Here is a 23,594-nt window from a genome sequence, read left to right as displayed (position 1 = left end):
GTAATAGTATGACACAATTTGATGAACAGGCAACTCAAAAACTTTTTGAGAAGAACTTAATTACCGAAGAACAATTTGTACAGGTAAAAGCCTATCGTAGTTTAGGGATTTTTTCGCTACATAACGAATTAAAATTATTCCTATACCTATCGGTTTTGTTATTTACAACAGGAATTGGAATCTTAATTTATCAAAACATTGATACAATAGGACACATAGCTATTTTATCATTATTATTAATTGTAACAGTAATCTGTTTTTATTTTTGCTTTAAAAACTCAAAAGGATTTCAAAAAGAAGACTCCAGTTTTGAAAATCCAGTATTACAATATTTAGTCCTCACAGCGACAATTCTGAGCTGTATTTTCGTAGGGTACATTCAATTTCAATATGAGCTATTCGGGACTCATTATGGTTTAGCAACATTAGTGCCTACAATCATTAGTTTCTTTTGTGCTTATTATTTTGATAATAAAAGTGTATTAACAATTGCTGTAACAGGTTTAGCAGCTTATATAGGTCTTTCGGTAAGTCCGCAAACCTTACTTAGTAATGATTTTTATACTACAGATGCATTAAGTTATTCAGCAATTATATTAGGAGGTTTGTTAATTCTTTGGACTATTTATAGCACAAAGATTAATTTAAAAATACATTTTAATTTTATTTACCTTACTTATGCTTTGCATTTGATAAGTATTGCTGCGATCAACAATCTATTCCAAAGTTATTGGTTAATTTTTGTAATTGTCTTAGGAGCTTCTACTTATTATTTCTACAATGTAAGTTATCAAATTCCCGCAATTTCTTTATTTGTGTTTACAATTATATACGCTTACATTGGTATTAACATTATAGTTTTTAAATTTTTAGAGTTTATAAATGCCGATGATTTTTTTGAATTTATAATGGTTTTAACTCCTTTTTATATAATAGGATCTATTATTTTATTTATCAAATTAATTAAAAACTTCAATAAACAAAAAGCAAATGATAGCATACGATAAGAATTTATTGAAGGATGTTTTTTTGGTCGATGAAGCTGAGAACTTACAGAAAGCTAATTTTATAACTAAAGAGCAATTAGATACTGTTTCTAAAGAATTGCCAGTACTTAAAAGTCAAGATAATGTATTAATTCGTATTGGGTTCTTTTTATTAGGAGTCTTTCTGTATTCGTCTATTTGCGGGACAGTTTCTTTATTAGGAATAGGTAGCTCCTCTAATGATTTTATTATTGCTTTAGTTTATCTATTCGCAATTATTGGATTTTTAGGGACGGAATTTTTGGCAAAACAAAAATATTATGGATATGGTTTAGACGATGCTTTTGTATTAGGAGCACAATTAACTTTGACTATAGCTGTTGCAATGTCCTTTTCAACAAGTATATTGCGAATTAATAATGCAGATATGTTGTCAAGTATGATTGCTGTAACCGTAGTTTCTTTTTTGCTGTATTTACGTTATTTGCACTTGTCTTCGGTATTAATTTTTTGCTTAGCATCGACTACAACATTAGGATTTGTGTTCTTTAATTATATTGAGTTAGGGAGCGTTATTTTACCGTTTGTGTTAATGCTTTATGCAATTGGAATGTATTGTATTAGTAAAGTACTTCTTAAAAAATTGGCAGAGCCCTTTTATTATAATGGAATTTTATTAATGAAAAATTTTGGCTTAATCTTATTTTATTTTTCAGGAAATTATCTGGCTGTAAAAGAGCTTTCGGCTACTCTTATTGGAGGATATTGGTATGGTGAAATAAGCCCAGAGATACCATTTGCGTTATTCTTTTGGATATTTACGTTTATAGTTCCGGTTCTTTATTTGTTTTTTGGAATACGTAATAAAGATAGAATTTTGCTTTGGATAGGTTTTTTATCTTTTTGTTTTTCAATTTTTACTTTCAGAACCTATCATCATGTTCTACCAACAGAAGTTGCTTTGACTTTTGGAGGATTGTTGCTTTTTGCATTTACTTATTTTTCGATAAGAAAATTAAGAGACAATGAAAAAGGAGTAACATTTAAATCAGACCGATTTGATAACTCAAATTCACTATTAAATGCCGAAGCTTTGATTATAGCTTCTACATTTGGGATGAAGCCAGAAGTTAAGCCTGAGGAATCACCAATGGAGTTTGGAGGAGGAGATTTCAGTGGAGGAGGTTCAGGAGGCAGTTTTTAATTAAAAAAACTGAATAAGAGAGTGAAAATAGTCTTGTTAAGTCAGGAATGTTTTAATCGATATAAGATTCATATTCTTGAATTTTTATTTGTAAACGATTTTCTAAATATTGATTTGCTCCTTTTAATTTTTCTAAAATTCTTTCAGCTTCTTTTTTGTACTTTCTTTTTTTAAGATTATCCCAAGTTTTAGGAGGCTTTTGTAAGTTTGTTATCCTATCTGCTAGTTTCACAGCCCAGACTTCTTTTCGTTGAATTAAAATTCGATTCAGGCTATCAGGCATTTTTTCTTCTTTTGGTAAATTATCATTTTTTGTGAGTGCAGAAACTCCTTCAGCTATTTCAATTCCAAATTCAAGTTCTAATTCGCTAAATGTTGTGGTTGTATCTTCTAATGTATCGTGTAACAATGCAACTTGAGTAGCAAAGTTTATATCAAATTCCTTTGTATTGTTTGCAGCAATTAAAATTTCCATTGCCACATTGCTTAAATGAACAACATAGGGTAGTTGAGAATCAGGAATGAGTTGATTACTTTCTGAATGTTTAAGAGTAGCAAAAATGATTGTTTTTTGATAAATTGATTGAATATTCATTTGGTTTTATTGAAAATTACACTTTACTTTTCAACGCTTCAGCATCAATATCGCTGTGTGAAACATCATATATCGATTTTCCGTCTTTGATAAGTAATAATTGAGGAGATTGATGAATAATATTAAAACGAGATGCTATTTCATTCGAAACATCGCGATGTGCTATTAGATCAAGAAAATAAGCCTTAACTTTAGTGTCTAAATCAAACTCTTTCTCAAATTGTTTTAGAGCCATTCTGCTGATACTACATCTTGTACTATGTTTGAATATAAGAATTTGCTTATCTTTAGATTCAGTTACGATTTCGTCTAATTGGTCTAAATTTGTTAAGGGAATCCAGTTTATTTTGGTTTCTGATGATTTATTCTGATCAGAATCTCCAAATAGTGATGATAGAAAACTCATGTTTTGTCGTTATTTATGACTTTTTGACACCTTAAGGCAATGAAAATTGAATTTTAAGCGACATTTTGTCTGTTTTATTGTTGTGGAATATATTTTGAGAAATAATAAACAAAGTTACTTATTAAAATAGAATCATAAAACATAAATCAATATAAAGATGAACATAAATAAATTTACAATCAAATCACAAGAAGCTATTCAGCTTTCTCAGCAGTTGGCTCAACGAAATGGTCAACAGCAAATAGAGAATGAACATATCTTCAAAGCTATTTTTGAAGTTGATGAAAATGTAGCGCCATTTATTTTGAAAAAACTCAATGTAAATGTGCCTTTATTTCTTCAAATTCTAGATAGCACAATTCAAAGCTTCCCGAAAGTTTCGGGAGGAGATGTAATGCTTTCTAGAGATGCAAATAAAGCATTGAATGAAGCAGAGATTATTGCACAAAAAATGAACGATGAATACGTTTCAATCGAACATTTAATGCTTGCAATTTTTGATTCAAAAAGCAAAGTTGCTCAAATTTTAAAAGATCAAGGAGTAACAAACAAAGGCTTAAAAGCTGCTATTGATGAATTACGTAAAGGAGAACGTGTAACTTCAGCATCTGCAGAAGAAACATATAATTCATTGAATAAATATGCTAAAAACTTAAATGAATTAGCACGTACAGGAAAATTAGATCCTGTTATCGGGCGAGATGAAGAAATTAGACGTGTATTACAAATCTTAACACGTAGAACTAAAAATAACCCAATGTTAATTGGTGAACCCGGAGTTGGTAAAACTGCAATTGCGGAAGGTTTAGCACGAAGAATCGTTAATGGTGACGTGCCAGAAAACCTAAAGGATAAAATTGTGTTTTCGCTTGATATGGGAGCATTAATTGCAGGGGCAAAATATAAAGGTGAGTTCGAAGAACGATTGAAATCGGTAGTAAAAGAAGTTACAGCTGCCGAAGGTGATATTGTCTTGTTTATAGATGAGATTCATACACTTGTTGGAGCAGGTGGAGGAGAAGGCGCAATGGATGCGGCTAATATTCTAAAACCAGCTTTGGCTCGTGGAGAATTAAGAGCGATTGGCGCAACAACTTTAGATGAATACCAAAAATATTTTGAAAAAGATAAAGCACTAGAACGTCGTTTCCAAAAAATTATAATTGAGGAACCAGATACTGAAAGTGCGATTTCAATTTTACGAGGAATCAAAGAAAAGTATGAAACACATCATAAAGTTCAGATAAAAGATGAAGCTATTATTGCCGCTGTTGAGCTTTCTCAACGTTATATTACCAATCGTTTCCTACCGGATAAAGCGATTGATTTAATGGATGAAGCTGCATCTAAATTGCGTATGGAAATCAATTCAAAACCCGAGGAATTAGATGTTTTGGATAGAAAAATAATGCAATTAGAAATTGAGATTGAGGCCATAAAACGTGAGAAAGACGAAAGCAAGCTCAAGGTTTTAGGAATGGAATTGGCTAATTTAAAAGAAGAACGTAATGAAATCTACGCCAAATGGAAATCTGAAAAAGATGTAGTAGATGGAATTCAAGCTGTAAAATTAGAACTTGAAAACTTTAAACAGGATGCAGATCGTGCAGAACGTGATGGTGATTACGGAAAAGTAGCCGAGATTCGTTACGGAAAAATAAAAGAAGCTCAAGAAAGACTAGATGTTTTATTAAAACAAATGCATGAATACCAATCTGGAGATTCTTTGATTAAAGAAGAAGTTACCAGAGAAGATATTGCCGAAGTTGTGGCAAAATGGACAGGTATTCCAGTAATGAAAATGCTTCAAACAGAAAGAGAAAAACTCTTGCATCTAGAAGATGAATTACACAAGCGTGTAGTTGGTCAGGAAGAAGCAATCGAAGCAGTAAGTGATGCTGTAAGAAGAAGTAGAGCTGGTTTGCAAGACATGAAAAAGCCAGTTGGTACCTTCTTGTTCTTAGGAACTACAGGAGTTGGTAAAACAGAGCTTGCAAAAGCATTGGCGGAGTATCTTTTTGATGATGAAAATGCCATGACCAGAATTGATATGAGTGAGTATCAAGAACGTCATAGTGTGAGTAGATTAGTTGGTGCACCTCCAGGATATGTAGGATACGACGAAGGTGGGCAATTAACAGAAGCTGTACGTAGAAAACCGTATTCAGTAATTCTGTTAGATGAGATTGAAAAAGCGCATCCAGATACATTTAATATTTTATTACAAGTATTGGATGAAGGACGATTAACAGATAATAAAGGGCGTTTGGCCGATTTTAAAAATACGATTATCATTATGACTTCTAATATGGGAAGTCAGATAATACAAGAAAAATTTGAGAATTTAAAAGGAGGCATTGAAGCTGCAACTGAGGCTGCAAAAGTCGAAGTGCTTGCTTTATTGAAACAAACAGTACGTCCGGAATTTATAAACCGTATTGATGAGATTGTATTGTTTCCGCCTTTAACAGTGGATAATATTAAACATATTGTTGGTTTACAATTAAAAAGTGTTACCAAAATGTTGGCTTTGCAAGGAATTACAATGGATGCAACTCCAGAAGCTGTTGCTTATTTATCGGATAAAGGATTTGATCCGCAATTCGGTGCAAGACCAGTAAAACGTGTGATACAAAGAGATGTTTTAAATCAATTGTCAAAAGAAATTTTAGCAGGGAAAATAGCTACAGATAGCATTATTTTATTAGATGCTTTTGATGGTAAATTGGTTTTTAGGAATCAAACACAAGAAGTAACGCAATAATTTGATTTTTAGTAATTTGAAAACACCAGTCGCAAGGCTGGTGTTTTTTTATTATTATATATGAATTTGAAAATCAATAAATAATGAAACTTTTTTTAAATTAGTATAAGAAAAAAATTAATTTAGTTCTCATCTTTATTTAGACAGAACTAAGCTAGGATTAGCTATATAAAAACTTAAAATAAATATAATATTATGAATAACATATTTAGAGGATTAATAGCGGGTTATGGAGCCAAAAAGCTTGGAAGTGGATGTTTTGGGACTATTTTTGTTTTTGTGATTATTTGGCTGCTTTTAGGTCAATGCAGTTGAAGATATTGTTTAGAAGTCTGATTGAAAATATTTGATAAAATCGGAAGAAATAGAAGAAAAAAATCAAACAAAAAGTATTAGATTCGCATGAAATAATAAATAGGTGTTGATTAAATTTGGTAGATTGTATCAAAGGTCAATGCAGTTCTAAAACAATTATATGGCATCAGGTTTTTTCGTTATATTAGATGATATTGCAGCAATCATGGATGATGTTGCAGTAATGAGTAAAGTTGCAGTAAAAAAGACGGCAGGTATCCTAGGAGATGATTTAGCTGTTAATGCCGAAAAAGCATCAGGTTTTGCTTCATCAAGAGAGTTACCTGTATTATGGGCCATTGGTAAAGGTTCGTTTATTAATAAATTAATCATTTTACCAATTGCATTTTTGTTAAGTGCTTTTTTTCCAGTAGCCATTATAGTAATCTTAGTGCTAGGAGGACTCTTTTTAGCGTATGAAGGAGCTGAAAAAATATTTGAATTTTTCTTTCCACACAAACATGCAAAAATTGAGGTTACATCACAAATGTTTTCGGAAGAAGAAATTTTGGCTGTGGAAAAAGAAAAAATAAAATCAGCAATTATAACTGACTTTATATTATCTGTAGAAATAGTAATTATAGCACTAGGAACCGTAATCGGTAAACCTATCTTATCACAAATTATGGTTGTTTCTATCATTGCAATAGTTGCAACAATTGGTGTGTATGGTATTGTAGCGCTTATTGTAAGAATGGATGAACTGGGACTTAAGCTTATTCAGCTTAGTAAAAAAGAGCGAAGCATATCAAAAACGATAGGAAATATTCTAGTACAGGCACTTCCAAGAGTGATTCAGAGTTTATCAGTAATTGGAACGATAGCATTAATTTTAGTTGCAGGGGGTATTTTTGTACATAATATTGAATTTTTCCATCACCTAGTACCTCAGTTACCTTCTATTGTAAAAGAATTTAGTATTGGACTTGTAATTGGGTTTTTGGTTTTAGGAATTGTAACTGTAATCAAAAAAATGATTCCAAAAAAAGAAATAGCAGAATAACTTTATTGCCAATTATATATAACACCAATCGAAAGATTGGTGTTTTTTTTATGCCTAAAATAAAAATATTTATTTTGTTAATGTTTTGAATTTTAATTGTTTAATTAATTAGGTGGGTTATTTAACAATTTTATGAAGCAACCATCTTAATCTATTTGCATCTATATTATAATTAACAACAAATAAATTATTTTTATGAAAAATTTCAATTTAAAATCAGCTTTAACTATATTATTCGTAGTAACGGCATTAATTTCATGTAGTACTGATAAAGATGATGATGAATCTACTACTCCTGAATTTACTGTAAAAAGTGCTTTAGTAACTGAAGTGAAAGGACCAGAAACAGGAAAGGTAAATGAAGAACTTAGTTATGATGTGACTTATATAGTTGAGAGTGCTTGTGCAGAATTTGGTGAGATCAGTGATGTAACTATTGGTACAGAAAAAGGATTGCAAGTTGAAGCTAAATATCCATCAGGAGCTTGTACGCTACAAGTACCAGATCCTCAAAAAACGATTTACAAATTTAAATCGGCTACAAAAGGAACTTTTGATATAAAATTTAAAAAATCAGAAACTGAATTTGTAACTGCAAAAGTAATTATTGAATAGTTGGTCTAATTCAATAATTATCAGTTAATTAAAAAGATGTTTTGTTTTGTTAAATTAAACACCAGTCGTAATGGCAGGTGTTTTTTTGTTTTTAGTAACTGGAGGTTTATTCTTGTAATTGTTCTAATCAGGCTTTTTTTTATAATTAAATGATTTTTATTGTTTTCAATTGTTATTATAATGAGATTAGAATAGAAATTTTAGTTTTTTATTAGAACCCATAGCTCACTTTGCTATTCCTTTAAAAATTACTATTTTTGCACTCTAAATTTTAAGACATGTCGAATAAGAAATATAAAATAGCTGTTATCCAGTTAAATCTGAATGATGTTGCCGAAAATAATCTTAAAAAATGTATCAGTTGGGTAAAAGATGCAGCTAATAAAGGTGCTGAAGTAATCCTGTTGCCAGAATTATATAGTAGTCATTATTTTTGTCAAAGTGAAGATGTAGATAATTTTGCATTAGCAGAACCATTATATAGTACTTCATTTATAGCTTTTAGTGCTTTGGCTAAAGAATTAGGAGTGGTTATTATTGTTCCTTTCTTCGAAAAAAGAATGGCAGGAATATATCACAATAGTGCATACATTATAGATACAGACGGGTCAGAAGCAGGGCTGTATCGTAAGATGCATATTCCAGATGATCCACATTTTTATGAAAAATTCTATTTTACACCTGGTGATTTAGGTTTTCAAGCAATTGAAACAAAAAAAGGAAAAATAGGAACATTAATTTGTTGGGATCAATGGTATCCAGAAGCGGCTCGTATTACTGCTTTAAAAGGTGCTGAGGTATTGTTTTATCCAACAGCAATTGGATGGCATCCAAAAGAAAAAGAGCAATACGGTGAAAATCAGTATGGAGCTTGGATGAACGTAATGAAGGGACATGCTGTTGCAAATGGTGTATTTGTTGCTGCTGCTAATAGAATTGGTTTGGAGCAATACATTGATGGTACTGATGGAATTCAGTTTTGGGGAGCTTCCTTTATAGCTGGACCTCAAGGAGAGATTTTAGCGCAAGCTTCACATGATAAAGAAGAAATTCTAATTGCTGAGGTTGATTTAGATTTACAGGAAAATGTGCGCCAGAATTGGCCATTTTTTAGAGATAGAAGAATTGATGCTTTTGGAGATATTACTAAAAGAGCAATCGACTAATTCAGTCGATTGATATAAAAGAAAAAAGGACAAAATTTACATTTTGTCCTTTTTTTATACCTAAGAGTAAAATTTTCTATTTATTTTACTTGAAAAGTAACTCTTCTTACGATTTGACGAGCTTCTTTAGAATTTTTATTCACAGAAGTGTCTTCACCATTAGCAATTACATTTAATCTAGAAGCATCGATTCCAGCGTTTGTAGCTACTTTTTTCACAGCTTCAGCTCTTTTTCTAGATAATTCAGTGTTGTAGCTTGAGTTTCCAATTTCGTCTGAATATCCAATAACATCTGCAGATTTACCAGGATTGTTTTTCAAGTATTTAACTAAAAAGTCAACACCAGATAAAGAAGCATTTGTTGGTTTAGAAGAGTTAAAATCGAAGTATACATTTACATATCCACCGTTAATCAATTCTTCAACTGTATTGTTTGTTGCAGTTTCGCTACCTTTTTTAGAATATGTTTTATCTAAGTAACTTTCTAATTCATCTGGTACACCATTTTGATTAGTATCAATAGATTGTCCTTTGGTATTTACAGCAACTCCAGAAACAGTATTAGGCTCTAAATCATACAAATCAGCAACACCATCTTTATCAGTATCGATAAGACCAGTTTCTATTGTATTAACTCTGTCTTCTAATTTATTTAATCTATCATTGTCTTCTGAGTACCAGTCAGCATGTTTCTCTTTTTTACCTAGGTAAAAAGTTAAACCAACAGAAGCATTTAATAATACTCCATCAAATGAACTAGTAGTTGTTTGTCCCATTCCGTCAAAGTTGTGGTTTTGTCTTCCATTAACAATTCCGGTAAGGTCACCAGTTAAAGCAATTGTGTTACTTAATCTAATTTGTCCTGTAAGACCAGCAATTCCATGAGCCATATAGTCTTTTCCTTCAAAACCATTATCAGCGCTTAATTGAGAAACTCCAAAACCACCATGTGCTAATAAACCGATAGTATTAGTCCAAGTTTCAAAGTTTAAAGCTCTACCAATGTTTACAACCCCTTGTAAACTAGTTCTTAAGTATTTGGTATCAAATGGTGCAGTATCATTGCGTTCCTGAAATTGATCGTATCCGAAATCTAATTTCAAACCAAATTTTGGGTTAAACATATATCGTACGCCTAAATCTGCATGAAAAGGGCTAAGTGTAGAGGTAGAATACCCTTCGCTCATGGTTCTAGTTGGTTTGTTTAGACCACCATTTAATTCGATAGACCATTTATCATAGGGGTTTTTTTCAATTGTAGTTTGGGTAGAACTTGTTGCCATGCTTTGTGCGCCTGCTGCGATGGACAGTAATAAAAGTGATAAGGAAGTTAATTTCTTTTTCATGATATCTAATGTTAAATTTAATTTTTTTTGAGCTGTTTAGTTTAAACTCTGTATAAAAATAGGCCAATTGCGTTGAACCGATGTTCTATTGGGATTACATAATTCCCATGTTTTGTGGGTTTCTTCATCACTTTTAAGCTCTATTCATGGTGTTGTTTTTAGTTATTTAGAACAAATTATATTTCTATCTAACTGGAAAAAAAGAACTTTACACAATGATAAAGGGTATGAATGCTTATCTTTGTTTTTTTTTAATTTATAACCTTTTTATGACGACGAATAATAGGATGTTTCCTGCAGAGTGGGAAAAGCAACAAGGGATTGTATTGTGTTTTCCTCATAATGGTAAAGATTGGCCAGGGAAATATGAAGCTGTTCAATGGGCTTTTGTAGAATTTATAAAAAAGGTAGCTACACATGAAATAGTTTTCTTGGTAGTTGCTGATGAAGATTTAAAAACAAAAGTGAACGATATGCTTGAAAGAGCACATGTAGATTTAAAGAATGTTACTTACATCATTCATAAGACCAACAGAAGCTGGATGCGTGATTCTGGACCAATTGTTGTTAAAAATGGAGATAAAAGAGAAGCATTAAACTTTAATTTTAATGGTTGGGCAAAATATAAAAACTATCAATTGGATAAATTTGTACCAGCAAAAGTAGCAGAGGTTTTAGATATTCCAGTTACACAAGTTGTATATAAAGGAAAGCCAGTTATTGTAGAAGGTGGTGCGATTGATGTAAACGGAAGAGGAACATTGTTAACTTCTGAGGAATGTTTAATGCATCCAAGTATTCAGGTTCGTAATCCAGGTTTTACTAAAGAAGATTATGAAGCAGTTTTTAAGGAGTATCTTGGAGTAACCAATGTAATTTGGTTAGGTGACGGAATAGAAGGGGACGATACTCATGGACATATCGATGATTTATGTCGTTTTGTAAATGAGGATACTATTGTAACCATTGTAGAAACGGATTCTAAAGACTCAAACTATAAGCCTTTACAGGATAATTTAAAAAGATTGCAAAACGCAAAACTTGAGAATGGAAAATCTCCAATAATTGTTGCTTTGCCAATGCCTAAAAGAGTCGATTTTGAAGATTTAAGATTGCCTGCAAGTTATGCTAATTTCTTGATTTTAAATAACTGTGTTTTGGTTCCAACTTTTAACGATAGTAATGATCGTGTGGCACTTAATATACTTTCAGAATGTTTTCCTGATCGTGAAGTAATAGGAATTAGTTGTGTAGACTTTATTTGGGGATTTGGAACCTTACATTGTTTAAGTCAGCAAATTCCAGCTTAATTAATTTTTTTAGAAAATAGTATAAAAAAAATAGCGTATTGAATTCAATACGCTATTTTTTTATTTGGAATTAGGATCTCTTCATTGCCTAACGAAAGGAGCAAGTAGTTGGCTTGTAACTTCTCCAAAACCAATTCGAACTTCATTGCTTTCACAATACCCTCTCATAATTACAGTGTCGTTATCTTCGATAAATTTACGTTCGCTACCATCGTTTAGCTTTAAAGGGTTTTTTCCGCCCCAAGTTAATTCTAGCATAGATCCATAACTGTCAGGAGTAGGTCCGGATATTGTTCCAGAGCCCATCATATCACCAGAATTAACACGACAACCATTAGAGGTGTGGTGTGCTAATTGTTGGCTCATTGACCAGTACATATATTTAAAATTTGATCTAGATATTACAGTTTCTTCCTTGTTCAATGGCTTAAGAGAAACTTCTAAATTAATATCAAAAGCTTTTTTTCCTTTGGTTTGCAAATAAGGAAGAGGAGCAGGATCTTGTTTAGGTCCTTTGGTTCTAAATGGCTCTAAAGCATCCATAGTTACAATCCATGGAGAAATAGAAGAAGCAAAGTTTTTTGCTAAGAATGGACCTAAAGGCACATATTCCCATTTTTGAATATCTCGAGCACTCCAATCATTTAATAAAACCATTCCAAAAATGTAGTCTTCGGCTTCATAAGCAGGAATAGGTTCTCCCATTATATTAGCATCCGTTGTAATAAATGCGGTTTCTAATTCAAAATCAATAGATCTTGATGGACCAAAAACAGGAGAGTTTTCACCATTAGGGAGTGTTTGTCCCATTGGTCTGTGTACAGGAATTCCAGAAGGAATAATTGTAGAACTTCTTCCGTGGTATCCTACGGGAATGTGTAACCAGTTTGGTAATAATGCATTTTCCGGATCACGGAACATTTTACCTACATTGGTAGCATGCTCTCTACTGGAGTAAAAATCGGTATAATCACCAATTAAAACAGGTAATTGCATTTCGACATCGTCAATTTTAAAAATGACTATGTCTCTATCTTTTGTAGAATCTCTTAATTGTGGATTGTTAATGTCAAATATCTCGGCAATACGGTTTCTAACCAAGCGCCAAGTTTTTTTGCCATCAGAAATAAAATCGTTTAGTGTGTCTTGCATAAACATATCATCAGTTAAATCAATTCCTGAGAAATAATTTAATTGTTGCAAAGCACCTAAATCTATGGCGTAGTCGCCAATTCTCGTTCCAACCGTTACTATGTTTTCTTTGGTAAGAAAAACACCGAAGGGAATGTTTTGAATAGGGAAATCACTATTCTCTGGTACATCTAACCATGATTTTCGTTTGGTATCGTTGGCAGTTATCGGCATGTGAATGTTAATTATTTGTTGAAAAATTCTATGTCAAATATATCATAATCTAACAGTTTGGCAAACGTTTTTTTGTATTTTTGCATCAAATTAACGAAAAACTAAAAAATGCAACGCGACGAACAAATTTTTGATCTTATTCTTGAAGAACAAGATAGACAAATTCACGGATTAGAACTAATCGCTTCAGAAAATTTTGTAAGTGATGAAGTAATGGAAGCAGCTGGTTCTGTTTTAACAAATAAATATGCGGAAGGCTATCCAGGCAAAAGATACTACGGAGGTTGTGAAGTAGTTGACGTTATTGAACAAATTGCTATAGATAGAGCCAAAGAATTATTTGGAGCTACGTATGCAAACGTACAACCACATTCAGGGTCACAAGCAAATACTGCAGTTTATCATGCATGTTTAAAGCCTGGAGATAAAATTTTAGGATTTGATTTATCCCACGGTGGTCACTTAACTCATGGGTCTCCAGTAAACTTTTCGGGACGCTTATATACACCTGTTTTTTATGGTGTTGATAAAGAGACTGGACGTTTGGATTATGATAAAATTCAAGAAATTGCTACAAAAGAGCAACCAAAATTAATTATTGCAGGAGCTTCGGCTTATTCTCGTGATATGGATTTTGAGCGTTTCAGAGTAATTGCGGATAGTGTAGGAGCAATTTTATTTGCTGATATTTCGCATCCAGCAGGGCTTATCGCTAAAGGATTAATGAATGACCCAATTCCTCATTGTCATATTGTTTCTACAACAACACACAAAACATTACGTGGACCACGTGGAGGTTTGATATTAATGGGTAAAGATTTTGAAAACCCACAAGGACTAACAAATCCTAAAGGAGAAATCAGAATGATGTCTACACTATTAGACTTAGCTGTATTCCCAGGTAATCAAGGAGGTCCTTTAATGCATATTATTGCTGCAAAAGCTGTAGCTTTTGGAGAAGCATTACAAGATGAGTTTTTTACTTATGCAATGCAATTAAAAAAGAATGCAAATGCTATGGCAGAAGCTTTCGTAAAAAGAGGATACGATATTATTTCTGGAGGAACAGACAATCACATGATGTTAATTGATCTTAGAAATAAAGGGATTTCAGGTAAAGATGCTGAGAATGCATTGGTTAAGGCTGAAATTACTGTAAATAAAAATATGGTTCCATTTGATGATAAATCACCATTTGTAACTTCAGGAATTCGTGTAGGAACAGCTGCAATCACAACTCGTGGTTTAGTTGAAGGAGATATGGAAACTATTGTTGATTTAATAGATAGAGTATTAACAAATCATACAAATGAAGAAGTTATCGAAGAAGTTGCCAATGAAGTAAATGAAATGATGAGCGAAAGAGCTATCTTCGTTTACTAAAAAAATAAAAATTGAAACTTAATTGTTTCAAGTTTAAGGTTTCAAGTTTAAAGTTTTGTGACACGTAAAAAAACGTAAAGCAAAACTTTAAACTTTTTTTAGTTCTAGAGAACATGCCGAGGTTGAAAGTCGGATTGACAAAGGAAACTTGAAATAAAGCTAACCTGAAACAAAATATAACAAAAAGATTATGGGCGTATTAAGATTACAGTTACCAACTGACCCAAGATGGGTAAATATTGTGGAGAAAAATATTGAGGAGATATTAACAGATCATGCTTGGTGCGAACAAAAAGCAGCAACAAATGCTATTACGATAATAACCAACAATTCAGAGCATCAAGATTTAGTTAAAGATTTATTGGCTTTGGCTAAAGAAGAAATTGACCATTTTGAACAAGTGCACAATATCATCATCAAAAGAGGATTGAAATTAGGGCGTGAGCGCAAAGACGATTATGTAAATGAATTGTATTTATATATGAAGAGAAGCAATGACGGAAGTCGTGTTTCGAGCTTAGTTGAGCGATTATTGTTTTCTGCAATGATTGAAGCCAGAAGTTGCGAAAGATTTAAAGTACTTTCGGAAAACATCAATGACGAAGAATTAGCCGTTTTTTACAGAGAATTAATGGAAAGTGAAGCTGGACATTATACTACTTTTATTACCTATGCAAGAAAATATGGAGTAGGAATTGATGTAGAGAAACGTTGGAGAGAATGGCTTGCCTATGAAGAATCTATCATCGCTAATTATGGAAAAGGAGAAACGATTCACGGATAATTTTTAGTGTTCAGTTTTCAGTAACATAGTTTTGTGTCATCCTGAGCAGAGTCGAAGGACAATCCCAATTATCCATATAGTCTAAAAATCTAAGCAGTCTAAATTATGATTACACTTAAAACAGCATCAATAGCAGATATACCTACAATCAGAGAAATTGCATTTAAAACTTGGCCCAATACGTATGGCGAAATCCTATCTCAAGAGCAGCTTGATTATATGCTTGGCAAGTTTTATGAACCAGCTCTTATAGAAGAAAGTATTCGTAAGGGACATATTTTTACAATGGCATATGAAGATGGTCTATGTCTTGGATATGCAGGATTTCAACATGATTATCAGGACAAAAATGCTACACGCTTAAATAAACTGTATTTACTTCCCGAAGCACAAGGAAAAGGTATAGGAAAAATATTAATTGATGCTGTTGTAGCAGCAGCCAAAGAAAAAGGAGCTGATATCGTTACTTTAAATGTAAATAGATTTAATAAAGCAGCTTCTTTTTATAAAAAAATGGGATTCGAAATTGTAGCTGAAGCCGATATTGAACTGGATCACGGGTACTTAATGGAGGATTTTATTATGGAAAAGGAAGTAGAATAATAGCTTACCTTATTAAAATCTTTAGTAAGTTGGGGTTTTGCTTTAGGAATATCAAAATTAGTAATGTGGCAGTGTTTTAAAAAACTTTTTTGTAATATTACTATATAAAATCATTTATTGAATGAGAAAAATAAAATACAAAAAAGGTCGAAAACTACAACCTTATTCATTAGAATATACAGGCCTTCATAAAGACACTCAGTCAGAAATGCAACTTTTTGTTTACGATGATTTAGATATCACCGAATATGAGAATTTTAATATTTTAGCTCTAAATACCTGTGTTGATTACACTAAAAATAATTGGCTCAATATTCATGGTTTAAACAACATTGATCTTATTAAAACTATTGGAGCATATTTTAATATAGATGGATTTATGCTTGCTGATATACTTAATACAACCAAAAGGACTAAACTACAAGAGCAACAAGAAATTCTTTTTTTTAATATAAAATCACTTTTGCCTTCAGAGTATTCAGATAATATTAGTGTTGAGCAGATTAGTTTTATAATCAAAGATGGCGTTTTAATTTCTTTTCAAGAAAAACGAAGTGATTTCTTTACTCATATTCGTGAGCGTATTAGGCAACATGCGGGAATTGTAAGAACTAAAAAAGTTGATTATTTACTTTATTTACTACTAGATGCAGTGATGGAAAATTTCTATATTACGCTCGAAGATGAAGAAAATAAGGTAGAAGAACTAATTAATATTACCAAGGGAGATACAAATCCTATTATTCTTGAGAAAATAGAAAAGCATAGGGATAATTTTAATTTCTTAAAACGTTCTATTATTCCACTTCGTGACTCTTTGTATGACATTAAAAGTATAAAAGATGACAATACATTTAATGGAATAGAGAAAGAAAATTTTAGTTTTTTTGCTCGTTTACACCAAAAAAGCCTTGAACTTTTAGAACAAATAGAGTCGGATATGAGCTCGTTAGAAAGCGCTTCTAATTTTTATTTTTCGGCGCAAAGCCATAAAATGAATGAGATTATGAAGACACTTACTATTATTTCGGCTATATTTATTCCTCTTACTTTTATAGTTGGAGTGTACGGAATGAACTTTGAAAATATTCCGGAACTGAAATATCAGTATGGATATTATTCTGTTATGATTGGAATGTTTTTATTGGTGATTGCTTTAATTATTTATTTTAAAAAAAGAAGGTGGTTTTAGAATTAATGATTTGTTTGCTGGAACCCCTTAATGTATATTGAAGTTAAAGGGAATTATGTAGGATAGGGTTGCCTTTATATATGACAAAAATCAGTTGAGCAAAGAAGAAAAACTTTTATTTTTGCTTTAAAATTAAAGTGATTTATGCCCAGAGAACTATTTTGTTTAAGCTTAATTTTCTAAGTTCACTGGTTTATGTTTTTTTTAATAGTTTGGCATAGGATTTAGATTACTTTTGTAATGTTTTAAAGAATGAATTTATGAGTAAAGCGGTATATATAGCGACAAGTGAGCAGAATAGTGGAAAATCTATTATTACTTTGGGATTGATGAGGATGTTAATGGGAAAAACGGCTAAAGTCGGGTATTTTAGACCCATTGTTGAGGATTTTGTCGATGGAGATCGAGACAATCATATTGATACAGTATTAACACATTTTAATCTTGATATAGCCTTTGAAGATGCATTTGCTATAACCAAAAGTAAATTAATTAAGAAAAAAAATAAAGGTAAGATTGGTGAAGTTCTTGATCTGATTATCGAAAAATATAAACGCCTTGAAGAACGTTTTGATTTTGTATTGGTGGAAGGGACTAGTTTTACAGGAGAAGGTACTGCAATTGAATTGGATACAAATGTATTAATTGCAAAGAATTTAGGGATTCCTACTATTATTTTGGGATCAGGAGTTGGTAAAACATTAGACGAGTTAATAGATAATCTTTCACTTGTTTATAATTCATTTAAAATAAAAGATGTTGAGGTATTAGCGGTTATTGCTAATAAAGTGCAAGTTGAAAACATAGAATTAGTGACTTCTGGATTGCAAAAAAGCTTGCCTGAAGGAGTATTGGTAAATGCAATTCCTATTATTTCGAGTTTGAATCATCCAACGATGCAAGAAATTGTTAATCATCTTGGAGCCAAAGTCTTATTTGGTGAAGCTTATTTAAACAATCAAACAGGACATTTTAGTGTTGGAGCAATGCAATTACATAATTATTTGGTCCATTTAGGAGAAAATTCGCTAGTAATCACTCCAGGTGATCGTGCTGATATTATTTTGGGAGCATTGCAAGCAAATGAATCAGCTAATTATCCAGCAATCTCAGGAATTGTACTTACAGGAAATATTTTGCCAGAAGAAAGTATTTTGAAATTAATAGAAGGATTATCTGCAATCGTTCCAATTATTGCTGTAGAAGAAGGAACATATCATATTACGAATAAAATAGGGGCAATCAAATCGCAAATTTATGCTAATAACGGGCATAAGATAGAAACTTCGATTACTACTTTCGAAAAATATGTTGATTTAGATAGTTTGTCCGAAAAATTAATCACTTTTAAAGCAGAAGGGATGACGCCAAAAATGTTTCAATACAATATGGTTAAACGAGCCAAACAGCATCGTAAACACATTGTTTTGCCAGAAGGAAATGATGAAAGAATCATTATGGCTGCGTCAAGATTGCTTGATATGGATGTTGTTGATATTTCGATTATTGGAGATAAAAAACAAATCGAAAGTAAAGTGACAGAACTAGGAATTACTTTTGATTTTTCTAAAGTCAATATTATCAATCCGATAGAATCTGATCTTTACGAAGATTATGCGAATACATATTATGAGCTTAGAAAAGAAAAAAACGTAAGTATTACAATGGCAAGAGATTTAATGGAAGATGTCTCTTATTTTGGAACAATGATGGTGTATAAAGGTCATGCTGATGGAATGGTTTCGGGAGCAGCCCATACAACGCAACATACGATATTGCCTGCATTACAGTTTATTAAAACCAAACCTAATTCATCGGTAGTTTCATCGGTATTCTTTATGTGTTTAGAAGATCGTGTTTCAGTATTTGGAGATTGTGCCATAAATCCAAATCCTACTGCAGAACAATTGGCTGAAATTGCTATTTCTTCTGCAGAATCTAGTCTTGCTTTTGGGATAGAACCAAAAATAGCAATGCTTTCTTATTCTTCTGGTTCATCAGGAAAAGGGGATGAAGTTGAAAAAGTAAGAACCGCAACAGAAATTGTTAAACGAAAACGACCTGATTTAAAAATAGAAGGGCCAATTCAGTACGATGCAGCTGTGGATAGAAGTGTTGGAAAAAGTAAAATGCCAGATTCAGAAGTTGCCGGACAAGCGAGTGTACTTATTTTTCCTGATCTAAATACAGGAAATAATACTTATAAAGCAGTACAAAGAGAAACAGGAGCATTAGCTATAGGGCCGATGTTACAAGGATTGAAAAAACCAGTAAATGATTTAAGCCGAGGTTGTACTGTAGATGATATTATAAATACAGTTGTTATTACAGCCATTCAAGCACAAGGATTGTAATCGATTAGAAATTTGGAATTAAAATTTAAAAAAATTAGCCTATACTAAAAAAGGGACGTAGTGCCTTAGCACCTAAAAAAATAACAATGAAAATATTAATATTAAATTCAGGAAGCTCTTCTATAAAATATCAATTAATGCTAATGCCAGCTAACGAAGTGATTTGTTCTGGGATGATTGACAGAATTGGATTAGAAAGTTCTAATATAACTTACAAAACTAAAGATGTTTCTTTTGAGGAAACAATATCTATATTGACACACAAAATAGGTTTGGAAAAAGTTGCCAGCTTACTTTTGAATAATGAAACAGGCGTAATAAAAGCGACTTCAGAAATTGAAGCAGTTGGGCATCGTGTAGTTCATGGCGGAAGTTATTTTTCGGATACAGTAATTATTACCAATGAGGTTAAAAACAAAATAAAAGAGCTTTCAGAATTAGCTCCATTGCATAATCCAGCACATTTAGTAGGAATAAATGTAGCAGAAGAGATTTTTACGTCAGCACAGCAAGTAGCTGTTTTTGATACAGCTTTTCACCAGACAATTCCAGTTGAAGCATATAAATACGCGATACCAAATTATCTTTTAACAGAAAATAAAGTGCGGGTTTATGGTTTTCATGGAACGAGCCACAAATATGTTTCTGAACAAGCGATAGAATATTTAGAGCATAAATCTAAAATTATCACAATACATCTCGGAAACGGATGCAGTATGACAGCTATAAAAGACGGGAAAAGTATTGATCATACCATGGGGTTTTCTCCATCTAACGGTTTGATTATGGGTACACGAGCAGGAGATATCGACCAATCGGTTATCTTTTATATGATGAAAAACCTAAATTATACTGCCGATGAAGTAAATTCAATTTTATTGAAACAAAGCGGTATGCTTGGTCTTACGGGTTATAGTGATTTACGCGATATAGAAGCAGAAGCAGAAAAAGGAAATAAAGATTGTCAGTTGGCTTTGGCGATGAATGCGTATCGAATAAGAAAATATATAGGATCATATGCAGCTGTTTTGAATGGTTTAGATGCGATTGTTTTTACTGCAGGAATAGGGGAGAACTCATCGTATATGCGAAAATTAGTATGTACGGATATGGAATATTTTGGAATTGAATTAGATAACGATAAAAATCAGATTCGTTCTAAATTAAATCGTGAAATTAACACCGAAGGATCTAAAACTAAAATTTTGGTAATTCCTACAGATGAAGAGTTTGAAATTGCAAATCAGGTTTATCATTTACTTAAAAACTAAATTAAGATTATATGTTTTATGGAAAGAGCTTCTCATTGAGAGGCTTTTTTTATGCAAAAAATCGGATAAATGTGATTATATTTGAACATAAATACCAATATTTTGAAATCGAATCTTCTTAATTTATTTTTCCTCTTCTTTCTAACATTTCAAATTCAGGCTCAAGAGTTGCTTCCTTTTGTAGAAAATTATAATAAATCTAATTACGAGGGAGATAACCAAATTTGGAGTGTAGCTCAAGGAAATGATAATGCAATGTATTTTGCAAATAATCATTATTTGATACGTTATAATGGAGTTGTTTGGGAAAAATATATATTACCAAATAAAACAATCATTCGCTCAATTATGGTCGATGGAGATAAAGTTTATTCTGGCTCTTATAAAGAATTTGGTTATTGGTATAGAGAAGCAGGAAAAATGAAGTATGTTTCTATTTCTAAAAACACAAAAGTATTTGATGAAAATGAGAATGAAGAAGTATGGAAAATTTTCAAACTTAATGATTTAATTTATTTTCAATCTTTCAATCAGATTTTTGTTTATAATGGAAAATCAATCAAAAAAACGAAGCTTCCATTTTTAATATCTTATTGTTTTGTTGTTAATAATCAACTGCTTGTAGCTTCTGTAGAACATGGGGTTTTTGTTGTAAATGGGAATAAATTAAACCCCGTAAAAGGCTGGGAAGCCATAAAGAACAATGTTATTCATGCTATTGAAAAATATCGAAACAGAACATACATTTTTACACATAAAAATGGAGTTTTTGTAGAAGATAGAGGACGTTTAACGGCATGGGATAATCCATTAAATGGAGTCTTAAAAAATGCAAACATAAATGTAGCCCGATTTTTAAAGAGCAATAAACTTATAATTGGTACAGCTGGTGAAGGTATTTATATGTTTGATTTTAATGATAATTCTTTTAAAAATATCAATAGAAAAAATGTATTAATGAACAATTCTATTCTGAGTATCGGATTAGATAAAGAAGAAGATTTATGGTTAGGTTTAGATAACGGAATAGCACATATTGAAGTGACGTCTCCAGTTTCTATTTTTTATGATAATTCTGGGGTTTTAGGGTCGGTATATTCAGTTGTAAACATCGATAAGGGCTATTTAATGGCATCAAATCATGGTGTTTTTAAATATGCTGATAAGAAACTTTCTTTGATACCTAATAGTCAAGGACAAGCTTGGAATATAAGTAAATTAAAACATAAATATTTTATAGGTCATAATGAAGGAACATTTTTGTATGATAATGGACATTTCTCTAAGTTAAATACGATAAATGGAGGGTGGAATTTAACAAAAAGTACTATTGGTGATTTTTATTTTCAAGCAACGTATAGCGGTATCATTGTATATAAAGACAGTAATAATTTAGAACAAAAAGTAGCTTTAAAAGGGTTAAGGAAACCTATAAAATATGTAGCTCAGAATAGAAAAAATGAAGTATGGGCAGCTGATAATTATCGAGGCTTATATAGAATCTTATTTAATGACAATTACGAAACGCTGAAAGTAGAAAATGTAACTCAGCATAGTAAAATTAAAAATGATTTTGGTGTAAAAATATTTGAGTTCAGAAATGAAATTCTTTTTTTAATAAATAAAACCTGGTACACTTATAACTCGATTGCTAATCAATTAGAAAAGAACGAGCCTTTTAATTCTAATTTTAGTAATATCTCAGATATAGCCGCTATTGATGAAAATCATTTTATCTTATTACAAGATGGACTTTTATACCATATTTATGCAAATGGTAATAAATTTATATGGAACAGTCTTCAGGAGAAATATTATAAAGGTAAAATTATCAATGACAACTTGAATGTTTTTAAAAACAATAATAATTATTTATTGAATTTGGATGATGGTTTTATTTCTTTTCAATCAAAAGATATAAATGACCAAAAATTAAATTTACAGGTTGAAGTATTTAATAATGAAAATTTAATCGAAAATAATTCCAGTATAAATTATAATTCAGAGTTAAGAATAAATGTAATCTCAGGTTTATTTGGAGCGGCTAAACCAAACTTATTTTATAAGATTAATAATGAGAATAATTTTAGATCTATAAAAGAGGGCTTAATTGTTTTGAATAACTTAAATAGTGGTTCACATAGTGTAGAAATATATAATCATAATGGCTTAAATTATAGTAAAATTTCAAGTTTTGATTTTATTGTTGCAAAGCCATGGTATTTTTCCTTTTGGATGCTTTTATTGTATTTATCTTTTATTGCAGGTATTTTATATGTCTATTATAGATGGAATAAGATGCGTTATTTGCAAAAAATGGAATTAAGAGAAGAAGAGTTAAGACATCAAAAAGAAATTCTAGAAATGGAATTGAAAGCAGAGAATGATTTAAACAGTCAAGAGTATCAAAAACACATTCTAGAACTGGAATTACAAACAAAATCCTCAGAGGTAGCAGGTAAATCGCTTTCTATTGCTAAGCAAAGTGAAATGATTGAAAAAATACAAGGGATTCTAGATTCCGAAGCAGATTTTAATAAACTCAAAAGTGAGATAAAGAAAGCTATCAAAATAAATGCTGTTAATAAGCATGAATGGGAAACTTTTGAAAATAACCTAAATCAAATTCATAATGAGTTTGTAACAAATCTTTCTCAGAAATATCCCAATTTAACTTCAAAGGATATTAAGCTTTGTATTTACTTAAAAATGAATCTTTCTTCAAAAGAGATTGCTCCTTTAATGAACATTTCGTTTAGAGGAGTAGAACTACATCGTTATCGATTAAGAAAAAAATTGAACCTGGTTCAAGACGAAAACCTTTCTAACTTTTTATTGAATCTGTAAAAATATCCTAATTTTTTAGAGATAATATATTATTTAACTTTAATTT

18 protein-coding genes are annotated in these 23,594 nt (G+C 31.4%); 14 read left to right on the top strand and 4 right to left on the bottom strand.

Going from position 1 to position 23,594, the window contains the following annotated elements; translation table 11 throughout:
* Window positions 1-8: 8 nt before the first annotated feature.
* Together IUY40_RS07905 and IUY40_RS07900 are read left to right on the top strand one after the other, a co-directional pair.
* Window positions 9-1,007, top strand: a complete 999-nt coding sequence (locus tag IUY40_RS07905) for a DUF2157 domain-containing protein (RefSeq protein WP_195736317.1) — start codon at window positions 9-11, stop codon at window positions 1,005-1,007.
* Window positions 991-2,190 carry a hypothetical protein gene (locus IUY40_RS07900; protein ID WP_195736316.1) on the top strand — a complete coding sequence of 400 codons (1,200 nt, stop codon included), beginning with the start codon at window positions 991-993 and terminating at the stop codon, window positions 2,188-2,190. Before IUY40_RS07905 ends, IUY40_RS07900 begins: the two co-directional genes overlap by 17 nt.
* A 52-nt stretch (window positions 2,191-2,242) precedes the next feature.
* Here the strand turns inward: IUY40_RS07900 and IUY40_RS07895 are convergent, their stop codons facing one another.
* Window positions 2,243-2,785, bottom strand: a complete 543-nt coding sequence (locus IUY40_RS07895; protein ID WP_195736315.1) for an HD domain-containing protein — start codon at window positions 2,783-2,785, stop codon at window positions 2,243-2,245.
* 16 nt (window positions 2,786-2,801) lie between these two features.
* Window positions 2,802-3,191, bottom strand: a complete 390-nt coding sequence (gene ytxJ / locus IUY40_RS07890) for a bacillithiol system redox-active protein YtxJ (protein ID WP_195736314.1) — start codon at window positions 3,189-3,191, stop codon at window positions 2,802-2,804.
* Between the two features lie 157 nt (window positions 3,192-3,348).
* Here ytxJ and clpB point away from each other — a divergent pair, with 157 nt between their 5' ends.
* From clpB to IUY40_RS07870, 4 genes are all read left to right on the top strand, one after another.
* Window positions 3,349-5,955, top strand: coding sequence for an ATP-dependent chaperone ClpB (gene clpB, locus IUY40_RS07885; protein ID WP_195736313.1), 2,607 nt, complete (start codon window positions 3,349-3,351; stop codon window positions 5,953-5,955).
* A gap of 475 nt (window positions 5,956-6,430) precedes the next feature.
* Window positions 6,431-7,312: a DUF808 domain-containing protein gene (locus tag IUY40_RS07880; RefSeq protein WP_195736312.1), complete on the top strand. Its 882-nt coding sequence runs from the start codon at window positions 6,431-6,433 to the stop codon at window positions 7,310-7,312.
* 195 nt (window positions 7,313-7,507) lie between these two features.
* A complete protein-coding gene (locus IUY40_RS07875; RefSeq protein ID WP_195736311.1) occupies window positions 7,508-7,927 on the top strand; it encodes a hypothetical protein in 420 nt (139 codons plus the stop codon).
* A 278-nt stretch (window positions 7,928-8,205) separates the two neighbouring features.
* Entirely contained in the window at window positions 8,206-9,093 is an 888-nt protein-coding gene (locus IUY40_RS07870) for a carbon-nitrogen hydrolase (protein ID WP_195736310.1), read from the top strand.
* A gap of 80 nt (window positions 9,094-9,173) precedes the next feature.
* On the opposite strand, the gene IUY40_RS07865 is transcribed toward IUY40_RS07870, so the two are convergent.
* Complete coding sequence (locus IUY40_RS07865; RefSeq protein ID WP_195736309.1) at window positions 9,174-10,439, bottom strand: OmpA family protein; 1,266 nt, start codon at window positions 10,437-10,439, stop codon at window positions 9,174-9,176.
* A gap of 269 nt (window positions 10,440-10,708) precedes the next feature.
* Here IUY40_RS07865 and IUY40_RS07860 point away from each other — a divergent pair, with 269 nt between their 5' ends.
* Entirely contained in the window at window positions 10,709-11,749 is a 1,041-nt protein-coding gene (locus IUY40_RS07860; RefSeq protein WP_195736308.1) for an agmatine deiminase family protein, read from the top strand.
* 81 nt (window positions 11,750-11,830) lie between these two features.
* On the opposite strand, the gene fahA is transcribed toward IUY40_RS07860, so the two are convergent.
* Entirely contained in the window at window positions 11,831-13,114 is a 1,284-nt protein-coding gene (gene fahA / locus IUY40_RS07855) for a fumarylacetoacetase (RefSeq protein ID WP_195736307.1), read from the bottom strand.
* A gap of 108 nt (window positions 13,115-13,222) precedes the next feature.
* Here fahA and glyA point away from each other — a divergent pair, with 108 nt between their 5' ends.
* The 7 genes from glyA (at window position 13,223) to IUY40_RS07820 (ending at window position 23,548) form a co-directional block, all read left to right on the top strand.
* Complete coding sequence (glyA, locus tag IUY40_RS07850) at window positions 13,223-14,497, top strand: serine hydroxymethyltransferase (protein WP_195736306.1); 1,275 nt, start codon at window positions 13,223-13,225, stop codon at window positions 14,495-14,497.
* Window positions 14,498-14,687: 190 nt separating this feature from the next.
* On the top strand, window positions 14,688-15,281 hold the full coding sequence (locus IUY40_RS07845) for a tRNA-(ms[2]io[6]A)-hydroxylase (RefSeq protein WP_195736305.1): 594 nt from the start codon (window positions 14,688-14,690) through the stop codon (window positions 15,279-15,281).
* A gap of 105 nt (window positions 15,282-15,386) precedes the next feature.
* A complete protein-coding gene (locus tag IUY40_RS07840) occupies window positions 15,387-15,884 on the top strand; it encodes a GNAT family N-acetyltransferase (RefSeq protein ID WP_195736304.1) in 498 nt (165 codons plus the stop codon).
* Window positions 15,885-16,005: 121 nt separating this feature from the next.
* The gene (corA, locus tag IUY40_RS07835) at window positions 16,006-17,076 is read left to right on the top strand and encodes a magnesium/cobalt transporter CorA (RefSeq protein WP_195736303.1); all 1,071 of its coding nucleotides are present in this window, start codon (window positions 16,006-16,008) and stop codon (window positions 17,074-17,076) included.
* A 260-nt stretch (window positions 17,077-17,336) separates the two neighbouring features.
* The gene (pta, locus tag IUY40_RS07830) at window positions 17,337-19,430 is read left to right on the top strand and encodes a phosphate acetyltransferase (protein WP_195736302.1); all 2,094 of its coding nucleotides are present in this window, start codon (window positions 17,337-17,339) and stop codon (window positions 19,428-19,430) included.
* A gap of 86 nt (window positions 19,431-19,516) precedes the next feature.
* Complete coding sequence (locus IUY40_RS07825) at window positions 19,517-20,701, top strand: acetate kinase (RefSeq protein ID WP_195736301.1); 1,185 nt, start codon at window positions 19,517-19,519, stop codon at window positions 20,699-20,701.
* 102 nt (window positions 20,702-20,803) lie between these two features.
* A complete protein-coding gene (locus IUY40_RS07820; protein ID WP_195736300.1) occupies window positions 20,804-23,548 on the top strand; it encodes a histidine kinase in 2,745 nt (914 codons plus the stop codon).
* Window positions 23,549-23,594: the final 46 nt, after the last annotated feature.

The organism is Flavobacterium sp. ALJ2, from assembly GCF_015594725.1.
Taxonomy (GTDB): domain Bacteria; phylum Bacteroidota; class Bacteroidia; order Flavobacteriales; family Flavobacteriaceae; genus Flavobacterium.
This window is presented reverse-complemented; position numbering and strand designations above follow the sequence as displayed.